General features: G+C 68.1%; 16 protein-coding genes. 12 read left to right on the top strand and 4 right to left on the bottom strand.

Going from position 1 to position 16,959, the window contains the following annotated elements; translation table 11 throughout:
- Positions 1 to 5: 5 nt before the first annotated feature.
- From ACFY9N_RS09615 to ACFY9N_RS09605, 3 genes are read right to left on the bottom strand one after another with little or no spacing between them, the layout of a single operon-like run.
- A complete protein-coding gene (locus ACFY9N_RS09615; protein WP_391478278.1) occupies positions 6 to 1,949 on the bottom strand; it encodes a dipeptide ABC transporter ATP-binding protein in 1,944 nt (647 codons plus the stop codon).
- The gene (locus ACFY9N_RS09610; RefSeq protein WP_391478277.1) at positions 1,946 to 2,875 is read right to left on the bottom strand and encodes an ABC transporter permease; all 930 of its coding nucleotides are present in this window, start codon (positions 2,873 to 2,875) and stop codon (positions 1,946 to 1,948) included. Before ACFY9N_RS09610 ends, ACFY9N_RS09615 begins: the two co-directional genes overlap by 4 nt.
- Before the next feature lies 1 nt (position 2,876).
- Entirely contained in the window at positions 2,877 to 3,860 is a 984-nt protein-coding gene (locus ACFY9N_RS09605) for an ABC transporter permease (protein ID WP_391478276.1), read from the bottom strand.
- A 225-nt stretch (positions 3,861 to 4,085) separates the two neighbouring features.
- Here ACFY9N_RS09605 and lepA point away from each other — a divergent pair, with 225 nt between their 5' ends.
- The 4 genes from lepA to hemW are packed head-to-tail and all read left to right on the top strand — an operon-like array spanning position 4,086 to position 8,332.
- Entirely contained in the window at positions 4,086 to 5,939 is a 1,854-nt protein-coding gene (gene lepA, locus ACFY9N_RS09600) for a translation elongation factor 4 (protein WP_391478275.1), read from the top strand.
- 2 nt (positions 5,940 to 5,941) lie between these two features.
- A complete protein-coding gene (locus ACFY9N_RS09595; protein ID WP_391478274.1) occupies positions 5,942 to 6,418 on the top strand; it encodes a DUF1990 family protein in 477 nt (158 codons plus the stop codon).
- 43 nt (positions 6,419 to 6,461) lie between these two features.
- A complete protein-coding gene (locus ACFY9N_RS09590) occupies positions 6,462 to 7,115 on the top strand; it encodes a DUF1990 family protein (RefSeq protein WP_391478273.1) in 654 nt (217 codons plus the stop codon).
- The gene (hemW, locus tag ACFY9N_RS09585; protein ID WP_391478272.1) at positions 7,115 to 8,332 is read left to right on the top strand and encodes a radical SAM family heme chaperone HemW; all 1,218 of its coding nucleotides are present in this window, start codon (positions 7,115 to 7,117) and stop codon (positions 8,330 to 8,332) included. Before ACFY9N_RS09590 ends, hemW begins: the two co-directional genes overlap by 1 nt.
- Before the next feature lie 14 nt (positions 8,333 to 8,346).
- On the opposite strand, the gene ACFY9N_RS09580 is transcribed toward hemW, so the two are convergent.
- Positions 8,347 to 9,768: a carboxylesterase/lipase family protein gene (locus ACFY9N_RS09580; protein WP_391478271.1), complete on the bottom strand. Its 1,422-nt coding sequence runs from the start codon at positions 9,766 to 9,768 to the stop codon at positions 8,347 to 8,349.
- 102 nt (positions 9,769 to 9,870) lie between these two features.
- Here ACFY9N_RS09580 and hrcA point away from each other — a divergent pair, with 102 nt between their 5' ends.
- The 8 genes from hrcA (at position 9,871) to era (ending at position 16,935) form a co-directional block, all read left to right on the top strand.
- Positions 9,871 to 10,905, top strand: a complete 1,035-nt coding sequence (gene hrcA / locus ACFY9N_RS09575; RefSeq protein WP_391478270.1) for a heat-inducible transcriptional repressor HrcA — start codon at positions 9,871 to 9,873, stop codon at positions 10,903 to 10,905.
- Between the two features lie 36 nt (positions 10,906 to 10,941).
- Positions 10,942 to 12,057: a molecular chaperone DnaJ gene (gene dnaJ / locus ACFY9N_RS09570; protein ID WP_391478269.1), complete on the top strand. Its 1,116-nt coding sequence runs from the start codon at positions 10,942 to 10,944 to the stop codon at positions 12,055 to 12,057.
- Positions 12,058 to 12,060: 3 nt separating this feature from the next.
- Positions 12,061 to 12,789 (top strand): 16S rRNA (uracil(1498)-N(3))-methyltransferase, encoded by a 729-nt coding sequence (locus ACFY9N_RS09565; protein WP_391478268.1) that lies wholly within the window; start codon positions 12,061 to 12,063, stop codon positions 12,787 to 12,789.
- Between the two features lie 42 nt (positions 12,790 to 12,831).
- Positions 12,832 to 13,182, top strand: coding sequence for a histidine triad nucleotide-binding protein (locus ACFY9N_RS09560; protein WP_391478267.1), 351 nt, complete (start codon positions 12,832 to 12,834; stop codon positions 13,180 to 13,182).
- 91 nt (positions 13,183 to 13,273) lie between these two features.
- Complete coding sequence (locus tag ACFY9N_RS09555) at positions 13,274 to 14,296, top strand: PhoH family protein (protein ID WP_391478479.1); 1,023 nt, start codon at positions 13,274 to 13,276, stop codon at positions 14,294 to 14,296.
- Complete coding sequence (ybeY, locus tag ACFY9N_RS09550) at positions 14,293 to 14,751, top strand: rRNA maturation RNase YbeY (RefSeq protein ID WP_391478266.1); 459 nt, start codon at positions 14,293 to 14,295, stop codon at positions 14,749 to 14,751. Before ACFY9N_RS09555 ends, ybeY begins: the two co-directional genes overlap by 4 nt.
- Entirely contained in the window at positions 14,748 to 16,046 is a 1,299-nt protein-coding gene (locus ACFY9N_RS09545) for a hemolysin family protein (RefSeq protein ID WP_391478265.1), read from the top strand. The genes ybeY and ACFY9N_RS09545 overlap by 4 nt, the downstream gene beginning before the upstream one ends.
- Positions 16,039 to 16,935 carry a GTPase Era gene (era, locus tag ACFY9N_RS09540; protein ID WP_391478264.1) on the top strand — a complete coding sequence of 299 codons (897 nt, stop codon included), beginning with the start codon at positions 16,039 to 16,041 and terminating at the stop codon, positions 16,933 to 16,935. Before ACFY9N_RS09545 ends, era begins: the two co-directional genes overlap by 8 nt.
- The last annotated feature ends 24 nt before the right edge of the window (positions 16,936 to 16,959 follow it).

Raw genomic sequence — 16,959 nt, 5'->3', positions numbered from 1 at the left:
GCCGATCAGGAGAGAAGCGGCTGAGTGGTCATGGTCTTCGCGTCGAACACGACGCGCTGCCGGGTTCGCTCGATATCGGGATCGGGAACAGGGATCGCGGACAACAGCGCCTGGGTGTACGGGTGCTGCGGGTGGTCGAACACGTCGTCGACGTCCCCGTGCTCGACGAACTCGCCGAGGTACATCACGGCAACACGATCGGCGATGTGCCGGACCACGGAGAGGTCGTGCGCGACGAAGAGGTACGACAGGCCGAGCTTGACCTTGAGCTCGTCGAGCAGGTTGATCACACCCGCCTGGATAGAGACGTCGAGTGCGGAGACGGGCTCATCGAGCACGACGATCTTGGGGTTGGTCGAGAGCGCCCGCGCGATTCCGATCCGCTGTCGCTGCCCGCCGGAGAAAGCGCTCGGGAAGCGGTCGAGGTGTGCGGGGTCCAGCCCGACGAGAGCCATCAGCTCCTGTACGCGGACGTGCGCATCGGCGCGGGAGGTGCCGATCGCGGTCATCGGCTCCGCGATGATGTCGGCGACCGTCATGCGCGGGTCCAGGGCGGCCATCGGGTCCTGGAACACGATCTGAATGTCACGACGGAGCGCTCGCTCCTGGCGTCCGCTGCTGATGTCGTCGACACTCGTGCCCGCGATCACGATGTCGCCGTCGCTCTGCCGCTCGAAGTCCATGATCTGCAGCAGAGTCGTCGTCTTACCGGAACCGGATTCGCCGACGATGGCCATGGTCTCGCCCTCGCGCACGTCGAAACTGATGCCCTTCACAGCGTGCACCTCGCCGACCTTGCGCTTGAACAGCGCTCCCTTCATCAGAGGGAAGGTCTTGGTCATGTTGCGGACCTCGAGGGTGATCGGACGCTCTTCGCGCGGCGTGCGCGTGAGATCGCTTTCGGGGATCACCGGGATCGGGTAGACGGGGATGCCACCGATCAGACCACCGTCCTCGATCTCCTGGGACCGGATGCAGGCCGCATTGTGCGTCGCAGTGGAATCGGCCGACACGGGCAGCAGCTCCGGCTCCTTTGTGCGGCACGCGTCGACGACGATCGGGCAGCGGTCGGCGAACGGGCAGGCATCCGGCAGGCCGATGAGCAATGGCGGGTTGCCCTTGATGGGCACGAGCGGCTGCTTCTCGGACTTGTCGACGCGGGGGATCGCACCCAGCAAGCCGATCGAGTACGGCATCCGCGTGTGGTGGAAGAGCTCGCGGGCTTCGGCCTGCTCGACGGGCTTGCCGGCGTACATCACGATGACGTCGTCGGCCGTCCGAGCGACGACTCCCATATCGTGCGTGATCATGATGACGGCGGCGCCGGTCTCGCTCTGCGCCTTCTCGATGAGTTCGAGGATCTGCGCCTGGATCGTGACGTCGAGCGCCGTGGTGGGCTCGTCGCAGATGATGAGTTTCGGGTTGTTGGCCATGGCGATCGCTATGACGACGCGCTGCCGCATGCCGCCGGAGAACTCGTGCGGGAAGGCCTTCATGCGCTTCTCCGGCTCGGGGATCCCGACGAGAGATAGCAACTCGACCGAGCGCTTCCAGGCGTCCTTCTTGGCGAGTTTGCGGTGCACCGTGAGGGCTTCGATCAACTGGTCGCCGACCGTGAAGACCGGGGTGAGCGACGTCAGGGGGTCTTGGAAGACCATCGTCATGCCGTTACCGCGGATCATCGACATCTGCTTATCGGTCTTGCCGAGGAGTTCTTGGCCGTCGAACACGACGGAGCCGGTGACCTTCGCGTTCTCGTCGAGCAGGCCCATGATGGCGAGTGAGGTCACGGACTTGCCCGACCCCGACTCGCCGACGATTCCGAGAGTCTTGCCCGCCTTCAGGTCGAAGGACACGCCTCGAACGGCGTCGACCCGTCCGGCCTCGGAGGGGAAGCTGACCCGCAGGTCACGCACGGACAGGACGGTGGATGCAGTGGTGGTGCTCATGCGCGGCCTCCAGCCGCCGAAGTGGGATCGAGGGCGTCCCGTAGACCGTCGGCGACGAGCGCCATCGACACGGTGAGCAGAGTCAGAGCGGCGGCCGGGAAGTAGAACACCCAGGGCGCACTGGTGATGGTGTTGGCGCCGCTGCCGATCAGTGACCCGAGCGAGACATCCGGGATCTTCACGCCGAAGCCGATGAAGGACAGGCCGGTCTCTGTCATCACGGCGGCCACGACGCCGAGCGTGAAGTTGATCACGAGCAGGGAACCGATGTTGGGCAGGAGATGACGGAACACGATCTTCATGCCCCGCACGCCCATGTAGCGCGCCGCGTGCACGTACTCACGTTCGCGCAGAGACAGCGCCATGGTCCAGATGACTCGTGCTTGGAAGAACCAGCCGACGAAGATCAGGGCGAGTGCGATGACCCGCCAGTCGCCGCCCGCGGTGTTGGAGACCAGGGCGAGGATCAGGAACGTCGGAATGACCATCAGGAAGTGGATGATCAGGAGCGTCGATCGTTCGAGGAAGCCGCCGAAGTAGGCCGCAGCTGTGCCGACGATCGCCGAGAGAGCAGTGGTTCCGACGGACACCGTGACCGCGATCATGAGGGATCGCTGCAGACCGATCGAGACCTGTGCAAAGAGGTCATTTCCGGCGGGAGTGGTACCGAACCAGTGCTCGGCGGAGGGTCCCGTGCCGAGGTTGAGGAAGTCGAGGAAGATGTGGTCGTACTTCGCCACCAGTGGACCGATGATGGCGAAGAGGACGAGTGCGATGAAGATGAACACGCCGACGACAGCCGGACGGTTGCGCACGAACCGGCGGTAGTACAGCGCGAAGACGGATGTCCGCTTGCGCTGCGCGATGACGGGTGCCGAGACAACGGCTTCCGGGTGCAGCGTCGGATCGATCATTTCGGTGGCCATGTCAGCTCACTCTCACTCGAGGATCGAGAACGACGACGGCAACGTCGGCCAGAACCGCACCGATGGCGGTGAGGACGGCGCCGAATGCCGCGATTGCGACCACGCCGTGTACATCGTTCTTGCTGATCGTGTCGACGAAGTACTTGCCCATTCCGTTCCAGCCGAAGATCGTCTCCGTCAGAATTGCGCCCGTGAACACCGTCGGAATCGTGAAGGCGAGCTGCGTGGCGACCGGGATCAGCGAAGGGCGAAGCGCGTGCTTCCGGATGGCCTGCTGCTTGGTGAGACCCTTCGCGCGCGCCGTGCGCACATAGTCCGCCTTGATGTTGTCGAGCAGCAGGGAACGCTGTAGAAGGTGGTAGCTCGCGTACCCGGTGAAGACGAGCGCGATCGTCGGAAGTGTGAGGTGCTGGATCTTGTCGAGGATGAACGGGAGGAATCCGTCGACGTCGTTGCCGCCGGCACCCGTCACATAGAAGACCCGAACGCCGACCCATTCGTTGAAGGCGATCGCGAGGAGGACGATGCCGAGCGCTGCCACGACGATCGGGACGTTCATCGTGATGATCGATGTCGCCTGTCCGATCCGGTCGCCCAGCTTGTACTGACGTGACGCGGTGTAGACACCGAGACCGATCCCGAGCAGGGCGCCGATGATGGTGGCCCCGATCACGAGTTCACCAGAGATCAGCGCGCGATAGGCGATCTGATCGTTCACGGACTGGCCGACCGGACTCTGGCCCCAGTCCCAGCGGAGCACGATTCCGCTGAGCCAGGTCCACCACCGTTCGACGAGCGGGACGGTGTCGCTGAGATTCAGCGGTTCGAGCATCCGGGTGACTTCGTCCGGCGAGAGCGGAGGCCGGCGACCCACATAGTTGCTCCGCGGATCCAGGAAGCTCCAGGCCAGGAAGTAGGTGACATTCGTCGCCACGACGATCATGAGCAGCCAGCCCAGCGTTCGACGCAGCAGGTACTTGATCAAGGTCGGTATCTCTCTCTTCACCAGAGCCGAACGGGATCGCCGTTGCGGATCTGATCAACGTGCTTCACTCCGGACGCGCCTCTTCGCACGTTCCGGTATACCAAAAAGATGTTACGGGGTCGTTTCCTTCGTGGAACTCGGTTCCACGTCGAAGACCTGGGCGACGTTACCACCGGATCGGCGGAATCGGGCATTAGGCCTCCCTCACCGTAGAATCGACGGAACATGTCCCCACGCGCTCTCACTCCGCTTCAGCCTGCCGCGACGCCCGCGACGCAGATCCGCAATTTCTGCATCATCGCGCACATCGATCACGGCAAGTCGACCCTCGCCGACCGCATGCTGCAGATCACCGGCGTGGTCGCCGACCGCGACATGCGGGCCCAGTATCTGGACCGCATGGACATCGAACGTGAGCGCGGCATCACGATCAAGAGCCAGGCCGTCCGCATGCCCTGGCAGCTCGAGGGCGAGACGTTCGCCCTCAACATGATCGACACCCCCGGCCACGTCGACTTCACCTACGAGGTGTCCCGTTCGCTCGCCGCATGCGAGGGGGCCATCCTGCTCGTCGATGCCGCGCAGGGCATCGAGGCGCAGACGCTCGCGAACCTCTACCTCGCGCTCGAGAACGACCTGCACATCATCCCCGTGCTGAACAAGATCGACCTGCCGGCCGCCGACCCCGACAAGTACGCCAAGGAGCTCGCCTCGCTCATCGGCGGAAAGCCGGAAGACGTCCTCCGCGTCTCGGGCAAGACCGGCGTCGGCGTCGAAGCGCTGCTCGATCGCCTCGTGAACGAGATCCCGGCTCCTGTCGGCGATGCGGATGCCCCGGCGCGCGCGATGATCTTCGATTCGGTCTACGACGCCTACCGCGGCGTCGTGACCTACGTCCGCATGGTCGACGGCAGCCTGTCGCCGCGCGAGCGCATCCAGATGATGTCGACCGGCGCGAACCACGAAGCGCTCGAGATCGGGGTGTCGAGCCCCGAGCCGATCCCGACCAAGGGCCTCGGCGTCGGTGAGGTGGGTTACCTCATCACCGGCGTGAAGGATGTCCGCCTGTCGAAGGTCGGTGACACGGTCACGTCTGCGCGCAAGCCCGCGACCGACGCGCTGGCGGGATACACCGACCCGAAGCCGATGGTCTTCTCGGGCATCTACCCGATCGACGGCAGCGACTACGCCGAGCTGCGCGAGGCACTCGACAAGCTCAAGCTCTCCGATGCCTCCCTGCAGTACGAGCCGGAGACCTCGGTCGCCCTCGGCTTCGGATTCCGTTGCGGCTTCCTCGGCCTGCTGCACCTTGAGATCATCACCGAGCGCCTGTCGCGCGAGTTCGGTCTCGACCTCATCACCACCGCGCCCAGCGTGATCTACGAGGTGCTCACCTCCGACACGGGTGAGACGGTGACGGTCACGAACCCGAGCGAGTACCCCGACGGCCGCATCGGCTCGGTGTCGGAGCCGATCGTCAAGACCGCGATCCTGCTCCCGAAGGACTACGTCGGTACGGTCATGGAACTCTGCCAGTCGCGTCGTGGCTCCCTGCTGGGGATGGAGTACTTCTCCGAGGAGCGCGTCGAACTGCGCTACATGATGCCGCTCGGCGAGATCGTCTTCGACTTCTTCGATCAGCTCAAGTCGAAGACGCAGGGCTACGCCTCGCTCGACTACGAGCCCGCCGGACAGCAGGAGGCCGACCTCGTGAAGGTCGACATCCTCCTGCAGGGCGACAAGGTCGACGCGTTCAGCTCGATCGTCCACCGCGACAAGGCGTACGCCTACGGCACGATGATGGCCGAGCGCCTGCGCAAGCTCATCCCGCGCCAGCAGTTCGAGGTGCCGATCCAGGCGGCGATCGGTGCGCGCATCATCGCTCGCGAGACGATCCGCGCGATCCGCAAGGACGTGCTCGCCAAGTGCTACGGCGGTGACATCACCCGTAAGCGCAAGCTCCTCGAGAAGCAGAAGGAGGGAAAGAAGCGCATGAAGATGGTCGGCCGCGTCGAGGTCCCCCAGGAGGCGTTCATCGCCGCACTCTCGGGAGACGTCGAGGGCAAGGACAAGAAGTAGCGATGACGCTCCCGCGGTACGCGCGCGGGATGACGCGGCATCCGATCGTCGACGTCCCGGCCGGGATGCGACTGTCCGAGCGCAGCATCGCGGTCGCGCCGGAGGCGCAGGGTGCCGTGCGTGCGTTGATCGGCTCCTGGGAGTTCAAGCGGCGGGCGGGCTTCGACGGACCGACCGCCGCGCCGGTCGCAGGCAACGAAGGCACGCTGGCGAAGCGCGTTCTCGGCATCCGCTTCACCGAGCCGATCCGGGTCGTCTGGGCCGATGAGCGGGGCTTCGGGTACGAGACGCGCCCCGGGCATCCGATCTACGGCGAGGAGTCGTTCGTGCTCGACGACGGCGTCTTCACCGCGCGGTCGATCTCGCGACCCTCGACCGTCGTGTGGTGGCTGCTGTCGCCCGCTCTGCGCCTGATGCAGCGCCGCACCCACGCCCGCTACACGCGTATCGTCGCGGCCGAGGCGGACGCCGCGCACTGATCACGGGGTGTTCGTCCAGGCAACCGACAGTAGGCTGGATGTCATGCGGCGCGGGAACTTCCGAGACGACACGGTGGACTATGCGGCCGTGGGTGCCACCCACGCGCCCGATCTGATGCAGTACCCGCCGGAGCGCAGCTTCCCGGCGGAGGAGTCCTGGCGCATCGGCTCCGGTGCGGAGCGGTTCCAGACCGCCGGTGAGGCGCTGCTGTCGTGGACGGCGCAGCGCGCGGCCGGACTCGCGATCGAAGACGTGCGTCCCGCTTCCGGTCCGGCCTACGCCGGGGTGAGCTTCGATGCCGAAGGCAACCCGATCGCCCCCAGCAAGCGCGATGTCGAGCCCCGTTACGACGCCGAGGGAACGCCGCTCGTCGGCCCGGGGATGACGTTGCGCGTGCGCGGTCGTCTGTCGGGCATGCGGGCGGATGCCGAGCTGCGCGTGATCTCGGTCACCGAGGAGGCCCGGCGCATCGGGTTCGTGCTCGGCACGGTCGGCGGGTCCGTCGTCAGCGGTGAGGAGTCGTTCGACGTCGACTGGCGCGAGGACAACGACGAGGTCTGGTTCACAGTGCGCGCGTTCGACGCTCCCAACTCCCTGCTGTACCGCACGGTGCCGCCGCTCGTGAAGCGTCGCCGTCGCGAGCTCTTCGCCCGCTATCTCCGGGCGATCTCTCCGCTCTACGCGACCCCCCTCTGATGGCGGGGCCCCTTCCTCTCGGCGATCCCGCTCCCTCCGACGGCCGTCTGCCGGCCGATCTGCCGATCGATCCCTCCGTCCCGTTCTCCGCGTACCTCCACATCCCGTTCTGTCGGGTGCGGTGCGGATACTGCGACTTCAACACCTACACCTCGAGTGAGCTGCGCGGCGCCCGCCAGGAGGACTACGCCTCGACCCTCCTCGCCGAGATCGACCTCGCGCGGCGGGTGCTCGGCGAGGCCGGCGCGTTGCGCCCGATGGACACGGTCTTCTTCGGCGGCGGAACGCCCACACTGCTCCCGGCCGGCGACCTCGCGCGGATGCTCGGCGCCGCGGTCTCTGCCTTCGGCCTGGCCGAGGGCGCCGAGGTCACGGTCGAGGCGAACCCCGACACGGTGACCCCGGAGGTCGCCCGGACTCTCGCGGATGCCGGTGTCACACGTCTGTCGATCGGCATGCAGTCGGCGGTGCCGCACGTGCTCGCCGCGCTCGATCGCACGCACGACCCCGACAACGTGCGCACGGCCGTCGCCGCAGCGAAGGATGCGGGTCTCGCCGTGAGCGTCGACCTGATCTACGGCGCACCGGGTGAGTCGCTCGCCAACTGGGAGGCGTCGCTGGATGCCGCCCTCGAGCTCGAGTCCGACCACATCTCCGCCTACGCGCTCATCATCGAGGACGGCACGAAACTCGCCCGGCAGATCCGTCGCGGCGAGGTGCCGACTCCCGACGACGACCTGCAGGCCGACATGTACGAGCTCGCCGATCGCCGTCTCGACGCGGCCGGCTTCGAGTGGTACGAGGTGAGCAACTGGGCCCGCAGTGAATCGCAGCGATCGCGCCACAACCTCGCGTACTGGCGGGGGAGTGACTGGTGGGGCTTCGGCCCCGGCGCGCACAGCCACGTCGCCGGACTCCGCTGGTGGAACGTCAAGCATCCGGCGGCGTACGCGCAGCGGTTGTCGGCATCCGATTCACCAGCCGCGGGAACCGAGCGTCCCGACGAGGATGCGCGGATGCTCGAACGGGTGCTGCTGCAGAGCCGCCTGGCCGAGGGCATCGCCGTCGCCGACCTGCCTGCGGGCAATCGTCCGAACGTCGCGGGACTCATCGCCGACGGTCTCGTCGACGCTCGAGCCGCCGTCCAGGGGCGGGTGCGGTTGACGTTGCGCGGGCGCCTTCTGGCCGACGCCGTGGTGCGCGAGCTCACCGACTGACGGCGAGAGGCCGTTCAGGTTCGGATCGGGAGCAGATCCAACCCGGCGGTGCGTCGCTGGGGGAGCGTGCCGCTCGTCGTATCGAACACCCGTGTCGTGCGATCCACGCCGTACGCCGACCAGCCGGGTGAACCGGTCGTGACGAACGAGATCCAGGCGGCGTGCATCTCATCGGCGAGAGCCTGAGGGGCATCGGCGCCCGCGAGTCGCTGCGCCTCGGGGGCCGACAGGCGGTCGAAGACGAATCCGAGCTCGAGGGCGTGCGCGGCGCGCAGATCGCGCACGGGGCTCGGCCAGGCGAATTCGTAGACGAACGTGAGGGCGGGGCGCGCACGTGCCGCGCGGGACAGCGGCGCACGCAGCATGATGTCGGTCGCGAGCTGTCCGAAGATCTCGCCGGTGGACGCGTCGGGGAAAGCCTTCCGGTACTCCGACACGGCGCGGCGCGGGATGCCGAGGGCCAGCCGCGCGATGAGGAGCTTGAGGGGACGGATCTCGGCGAGGGTCTCGGGAGTGAACCAGAGGCGGTACTCATCCGTGTTGCTGCCGATCAGCAGAGGCGTGTCGATCGTCGGCAGCACCTCGTGAGGCGAGTGCGGAAGGCTCTCGGGATCGATCGCGAACTGGAATCCCGGCGCTCCACCCAGCGGCGATGAGCCCGCGGACTGCGCTCGACGCGCCTCGAGAAGTTCCTCGGGAGGCACCGCGGCGAACGACGCACGATCGGTGCGGATGCCGAGCCTCTTGGCGAGGGCTGCGGTGGCCCGCCCCGCCTTCTGCGGCGGTTGGGCCTCGAGCGGGCCGGACTCGATGATCGCACGCGCGACGAGGGCGCGCGACTCGTCGCGGGCGAGGAGGCCCGCGACGATCGCGCCGCCGGCGGACTCGCCCATCAGAGTGATCCGCGCGGGGCCGCCTCCGAATGCGCCGATCTCGCGGTGCACCCACTCGAGAGCCGCCGCCGCGTCGCGCAGACCGAGGTTGCGCGGGGCGTCGTCGAGCACCGAGAAGCCCTCCGACCCGAGACGGTAGTTGATCGACACGAACACGATCCCCGCGGCCGCGAACCCCGCGCCGTCGTAGAGCGGAAGGGCCGCGGTGCCGCGCTCCAGCGCGCCGCCGTGGACCCACACCAGCACGGGTGCGTCGTCGGCATCCGTCGGGGCCCAGACGTTGGCGGTGAGGATGTCGTCGCCGGCGATGCGCACCGATCCGAGCAACTCGCCGATCGCACCGGGATAGGGCAGCTGCGGTGCCGTGGGTCCGAAGGCCGTGGCGGATCGCACGCCGGTCCACGGCGTCACCGGTTGCGGTTCCCGGAACCGGTTCTCGCCGAAGGGTGGCGCGGCGTAGGGGATGCCGAGGAACCGGGAGATCCCGCCCTCGCTCGATCCCTCGACGACTCCGGTGGACAGCTCGACGGTGGGGGCGGTCATGGTCGTCATCCTAGGCCGGCGGCCCGACCTCCGACGAGAGACGCCGCGGGCGGGGTAGGATTGGCACTCTGAACGTCCGAGTGCCAACGGAAGGGAAGGGCGATGGTCACAGAGCGAGGACTCCAGGTTCTCCGCGCGATCGTGCAGGACTACGTCGAGACCCACGAACCCGTCGGCAGCCGTTCCATCGTCGACCGTCACTCCTTCGGGGTCTCCGCGGCCACGATCCGCAACGACATGGCGCTTCTCGAGGACGAGGAGCTCATCACCGCGCCGCACACGTCATCGGGCCGGGTGCCCACCGACAAGGGGTACCGCGTCTTCGTCAACCATCTCGCCCAATTGCGCCCGCTCTCGTCCGCGCAGCGCACCGCGATCGAGTCGTTCCTGGCGGCGCCGAGCGATCTGGACGACCTGATGGTGCGCACCGTGCGAGTGCTGACGCAGCTGACCGGTCAGGTCGCGCTCGCGCAGTACCCGTCGTTCGCCCGCGCGCACCTCACGCACATCGAACTCGTGCCGCTCGCCCCGACCCGCATGCTCGTCGTGCTCGTCACCGACGCCGGTGGCGTCTCGCAGCGGATGACGCCGCTGCCGATCGAGATCGACCAGAGCGACACGATCATGCTCCGCGCACGACTCTCCGCCCTGCTCACCGGGCAGGCGGTCAGCGACGCGGCCGAGCGCCTGCAGACGCTTCTCGCGTCGCCCGAAGCCGCACCGGGAGAGGCGGCGTTGCGGGCACTCGCGGCCGTGATCGTCGATGAGCTGGGCACGTTCCGTCAGGAGCGCCTGGTGATGGCGGGCGCCGCGACGCTCGCCCGTCGCGAGCAGGACTTCCGCGGGAGCATCCATCCGCTGCTCGAGGCGATCGAGGAGCAGGTGACGCTCCTGCGTCTGATGAGCGAGATGGTCACCGACGAGCACGGTCTCGCCGCGAGCATCGGAACCGAGAACGCCTCGTTCGGCCTCGGCGAGGCCTCGATCGTGGCGAGCAACTACGCCGCCCCCAGCGGCACGGCTCGAGTCGGTGTGATGGGACCGACGCGCATGGACTATCCGAGCAATCTCGCGGCGGCGCGGGCCGTGGCCCGCTACCTGACGCGGATGCTCGACGAAGACGAGACGAGCCGCTGAGCGGCCGTCGACGAAGAACGACGCAGAAAGGCGAACGTGGCCGACCACTATGAGGTTCTCGGGGTGTCCCGGGACGCTTCCACCGACGAGATCAAGAAGGCGTATCGGCGCCTGGCGCGCCAGCTGCACCCGGACGTGAACCCGGGCGAGGAGGCCGCCGAGAAGTTCAAGCTCGTCACGCACGCGTACGACGTGCTCAGCGACGACGATTCCCGTCGCCGATACGACATGGGCGGGGGAGACGGCGCCTCCGGGAACTTCGGTGGAGGCTTCGGCGGGTTCGGCGACATCTTCGAGACGTTCTTCGGCGCCGGTCAGGGCGGTGGGCGTGCGCGCCCCCGGTCCCGTCGCGAGCGCGGTCAGGACGCACTGGTCCGGGTGAACCTCGATCTGGGCGACGTCGTCTTCGGCGCCCACCGCGACATCGAGGTCGACACCGCGGTGCTCTGCGAGACGTGCCAGGGATCCTGCTGCCAGGAGGGGACCTCACCGGTCACCTGCGACATCTGCGGCGGTTCCGGTCACGTTCAGCGCACGGTGCGCAGCCTGCTCGGCAACGTCGTGACCTCGCAGCCCTGCGGCACGTGCGAGGGCTACGGCACGACCATCCCGTACCCGTGCGGAACGTGCGGCGGCCAGGGGCGCGTGCGCTCGCGCCGCACCGTGTCGCTCGACATTCCCGCGGGCGTCGAGACCGGGCTGCGCCTGCAGCTTCCCGGTTCGGGCGAGGTCGGCAAAGCCGGCGGCCCGAACGGCGACCTCTACGTCGAGGTCACGGTCAACCCGCACGCGGCGTTCAGCCGTGACGGCGACGATCTGCTCGCGACTCTCGAGGTGTCGATGACCGATGCGATCCTCGGCACGGAGACCTCGATCCAGGGTCTCGACGGTGCGGTGGATCTCGAGGTGCGCGCCGGCGTGCAGTCCGGCGATGTGCTGACGATCAAGGGACGCGGCATCACTCCGCTGCGCGGATCGCAGCGGGGCGACCTGCGGGTCGGCGTGCAGGTGGTGACCCCGACGAAGCTCGACTCCGCGCAGCGGGCGCTCATCGAGGACTTCGCGAAGAAGGCCAAGGCTCCGGGCCCGCAGCTCGCGCAGTTCCAGCAGGGGCTCTTCTCCAAGCTTCGCGACCGCTTCCGCACGCACTGAGCCATGGCACTGCACTTCCTCGTCGAGACGTCGTCGGATGCCGGGCCCGGCGACCTCGTGTCGCTGACCGGAGCCGAGGCGAAGCACGCGGCGGTCGTCCGGCGGCTGCGCGTGGGGGAGCAGGTGACGATCGGCGACGGCCGGGGCGTGTGGCTCCAGGGCGTCGCGGAGGAGGTCGCCCCGGCGCGCGTGGACGTGCGGGTCTCCGAGCGGTCGGTGCATCCGTCGCCGACCCCGCGCATCGCGCTCGCGCAGGCGCTGGCGAAGGGCGACCGCGACGAGCTCGCCGTGCAGGCGGCCTGCGAGCTGGGTGTCGATGAGATCGTGCCCTGGCAGGCCGGCCGGAGCGTCTCCCGGTGGGAGGGCCCCAAGGCCGTGAAGGGGCGGGAACGCTGGGCGACCATCGTGCGCGAGGCCGCCAAGCAGGCCCACCGGCCGTGGGTCCCTGAGGTGTCGGTCCCCGCGAGCACGGGTGACCTGGCGACCCGGGCCGGCAGCGAGCGCGTGCTGATCCTCGACCCGTCGGCGACGACCCGTCTGTCGGAGATCGTCGCGGACGACCGCGACATCGTGCTGGTCGTCGGGCCGGAGGGCGGCGTGTCGGACGACGAGCTCGCGCGGCTCACGGCGGCGGGTGCCGAGCGGGTGCTCCTCGGAGACACCGTGCTGCGCACCTCCACGGCGGGTCCCGCGGCGATCGCGGTGCTCTCGGTCGCGCTCCGGCGCTGGTGAGCGCACCGCCGCGCCGTCCGACCCCGCCGCTAGACTGGGAACATGAGCGAACCCTCGATCTTCACGCGCATCCTGAACGGTGAGATCCCCGCAGAGATCCTGGGTGAGACCGAGCGCGTCTTCGCCATCCGCGACATCGCACCCCAGGCGCCGGTCCACCTCCTGGTGATCCCGAAGACCGCGGAGTACCGCGACGTCGCCGAGGTCGCGGCGAATGACCCGACGCTGCTCGCCGAGATGGTCTCCTTCGCGAAGGAGCTGGCCGCGCAGCACACCGAAGACGGCGATTACCGCCTCGTCTTCAACTCCGGCGCGAACGCCGGACAGACCGTTTTCCACGTCCACGCCCACGTCCTGGGCGGGGGACTGACCGAGAAGAGTGTCGGTGCCTGACAACCACGATCAGAGCCCGGAGATCCCGGAGCGGCGCAGCGGAGCATCCGCTCCAGAGTCCGTCGAGAAGATCTACGCCGACGGCGTCGCGATGGTGCAGCTGCTCGGTCCGCAGGACCGGCTCCTGCGCATGCTCGAGAAGGAGCACCGCGACGTGCAGGTGCTCGTACGCGGCAACGAGATCACGCTGAGCGGTTCGGCATCCGCGGTCGCGGCGGCGAAGACCCTCGTCGAGGAACTGCTGCAGATGACCCGCGGCGGGGCCGATCTCGCTCCCAGCGACGTCAGCAGCTCTGCACGGATGCTGCGCGACGGGGGCCCGCGCCCGAGCGAGGTGCTCGGCGAGGCGATCCTGTCGACCCGCGGCAAGGTGATCCGCCCGAAGACCGTCGGACAGAAGGAGTACGTCGACGCGATCGAGGAGAACGCGATCGTCTTCGGCATCGGTCCCGCCGGAACGGGCAAGACCTACCTGGCGATGGCCAAGGCGGTGCAGGCGCTGCAGCGCAAGGAGGTCACGCGGATCATCCTGACCCGTCCCGCGGTCGAGGCCGGTGAGCGTCTCGGATTCCTGCCCGGCACCCTGACCGACAAGATCGACCCGTACCTGCGACCGCTGTACGACGCGCTCAACGAGATGATGGACCCCGAGATCGTGCCGCGCCTCATGGCCACCGGAACCATCGAGGTCGCCCCGCTCGCCTATATGCGCGGGCGCACACTGAACGACTCCTTCGTCGTGCTCGATGAGGCGCAGAACACCACGCCCGAGCAGATGAAGATGTTCCTCACGCGTCTCGGCTTCGGCACGAAGATGGTCGTCACCGGTGACATCACGCAGGTCGACCTGCCGCAGGGGTCGTCCGGCCTGCGCATGGTGACCCGGGTGCTGGGCGACATCGACGACATCCATTTCTCCCGACTGACCAGCGACGACGTGGTGCGGCACTCGCTCGTCGGCCGCATCGTCGACGCCTACAGCGAGTACGACGAGAAGCGCACGGCGCAGCGATTCGAGCGCGAACAGGCCGCCGAATTCGCGAATCGCGCCGATCGTCGCGGAGCGCAACGACCCGGTCCCCGTGACCGCATGCCGAAACGAGGACTCTCATGATCGAGATCAACAACGAATCGGCGATCGACGTCGACGAGACCGTGCTGCAGCGATTGACCGACCACAATCTCGCCGAGCTGCACGTGAGTCCGGATGCCGAGGTCGCCATCGTCCTCGTCGACGAGGGCGCCATGGAAGCCCTGCACGTGCAGTGGATGGACGAGCCCGGCCCGACCGACGTGCTCAGCTTCCCGATGGACGAACTGCGCCCCGGCACCGAGGACCGTCCGACCGCGCCCGGTCTGCTCGGAGACATCGTGCTCTGCCCGCAGGTCGCCGAGACCCAGGCGCAGGCCGCCGGCCACACGCTGATGGACGAGCTCATCCTGCTCACCACGCACGGTCTGCTGCACCTGCTCGGATTCGACCACGCCGAGCCCGACGAGGAGCGTGAGATGTTCGGCCTGCAGAAGGAGCTCATCCAGAGCTTCGCGGCGGCCGAGCGCCGGCGATGACGGCCGTCGCCGCCGTCCTCCTCGCCGCTGCCGTCCTCCTCGTCGCCTTCGGCGGCCTGATGTCGGCGATCGACGCGGCGTTCAGCGTGCGATCGCGCGCCGATCTCGAGGAGATGGGCACGGAAGGTCGCAACGCCGCGCAGCTCGCACGGATCGCGGCGGATCCCGACGCGCACGTCAACTCCGTCGCCTTCATCCGTGTGCTCGCCGAGGTGACGGCGGCCGTGCTCGTCACCGTCGCGTTCACGACGCTGTTCGACAACATCTGGTGGGCGATGCTCGCCGCCGCCGTGCTCATGACCGGGATCACGTTCGTGCTGGTCGGTGCCAGCCCGCGGTCGGTCGGACGCCACCGCGCCGACGGTCTGCTGCGGGCGAACGCCCCGATCGTGCGCGGACTGCGCATCATCCTGGGGCCGATCGCGCAGGGTCTCGTACTTCTCGGCAACCGGGTGACCCCGGGTGCCGGACGCAGCTCCTTCTCGTCCGAGGAGCAGCTGCTCAGCATGGTCGACGAGGCGGCGTCGAACGACCTCATCGAGGCCGACGATCGCGACCTCATCCACTCCGTCTTCGATTTCACCGACCAGTTCGTGCGCGCCGTCATGGTGCCGCGCACCGAGATGGTCACGGTAGACGCCACCGCGTCGACGAGCGAGGCGATGGAACTCTTCCTGAACCGAGGCGTGTCGCGCATGCCCGTCGTCGACGACGAGGCCGACGACGTCGTGGGGGTGCTCTACCTCAAGGACCTCGTGCAGTTCGCGTACCGCGACGAGGGAGCGTGGCGCGGAGCATCCATCCGTCCCATCTCGCGCCCCGCGACGTTCGTCCCCGAGTCGATGCGTGCGGAGACGCTCCTGCAGCAGATGAAGCGCGACGCGGTGCACGTGTGCCTGGTGATCGACGAGCACGGGGGGATCTCGGGACTCGTGACGCTCGAGGACCTCATCGAGGAACTCGTCGGCGAGATCTCGGACGAGTACGATCGGGTGTCCGCGGACTTCTTCGATCTCGGTGACGGGCGTTACCGCGTGAGCTCCCGCCTCTCGCTCGAAGACGTGGGCGACCTGTTCGGGGTCGAACTGGAGGACGAGGACGTCGACTCGATCGGCGGTCTCCTCGGGAAGTCTCTCGGGCAGGTTCCTCAGCCCGGCGCGACGGCCGTCGTCGACGGACTGGTCCTGACGGGCGGGGCTTCGCGAGGACGAGGCAGAGGGATCGCCACGGTGTTCGTGGAGAGAGCAGCGCGCGGCGAGGATGCCGCGGACGACGAAGGAGAACACGATGACTGAGCAGAACCGAAGCGGGTTCGTGACCTTCGTCGGCCGACCGAACGTCGGGAAGTCCACTCTCACGAACGCCCTGGTCGGCGAGAAGATCGCGATCACGAGTGAGAAGCCGCAGACCACCCGGCGGGCGATCCGCGGCATCGTCAACCGGCCGGACGGCCAGCTCGTCATCGTCGACACCCCCGGCATCCACAAGCCCCGGACCCTCCTCGGTGAGCGTCTGAACGATCTCGTCGAGCAGATTCTCGGCGACGTCGACGTGATCGGCTTCTGCGTGCCCGCCACCGAGAAGATCGGCCCGGGGGATCGGCGGATCGCCGCGTCGCTCGACGGATACCCGCGCGCGAAGAAGGTCGCGATCGTGACGAAGACGGATGCCGCGGGGCGCGACGAGATCACCGAGCGGCTTCTCGAGGTCGATGCGCTGCGCGAGGACTGGGCGGCGGTCGTCCCGCTCTCGGCGCTGACGCGCGATCAGCTCGACGTCCTGTCCGACGAGATCCTCTCGCTGATGCCCACGGGTCCGGCCCTGTACCCCGAGGGCATCACGACCGATGAGTCGCAGGACGACCGGATCGCCGAGTACATCCGCGAGGCCGCACTCGAGGGCGTGCGCGACGAACTGCCGCACTCGATCGCCGTGGTCGTCGACGAGGTGGCGCCGCGCGAGGGCAGCGACCTCACCGACGTGCACGCGCAGATCATCGTCGAGCGCGACAGCCAGAAGGCGATCATCATCGGTCACAAGGGCAAGCGACTGCGCGACGTCGGTGCGCGTGCGCGCACGCAGATCGAGGAACTCCTCGGCTCCCGCGTGTTCCTCTCGCTCCACGTGAAGGTCGCGAAGGAATGGCAGCGCGACCCGAAGCAACTGGGCAGGCTCGGGTTCTGACATGACTTCCCGAGGGATGCCGGC

The sequence above is a fragment of the Microbacterium sp. NPDC008134 genome (assembly GCF_042957055.1).
Taxonomy (GTDB): Bacteria; Actinomycetota; Actinomycetes; order Actinomycetales; family Microbacteriaceae; genus Microbacterium.
This window is presented reverse-complemented; position numbering and strand designations above follow the sequence as displayed.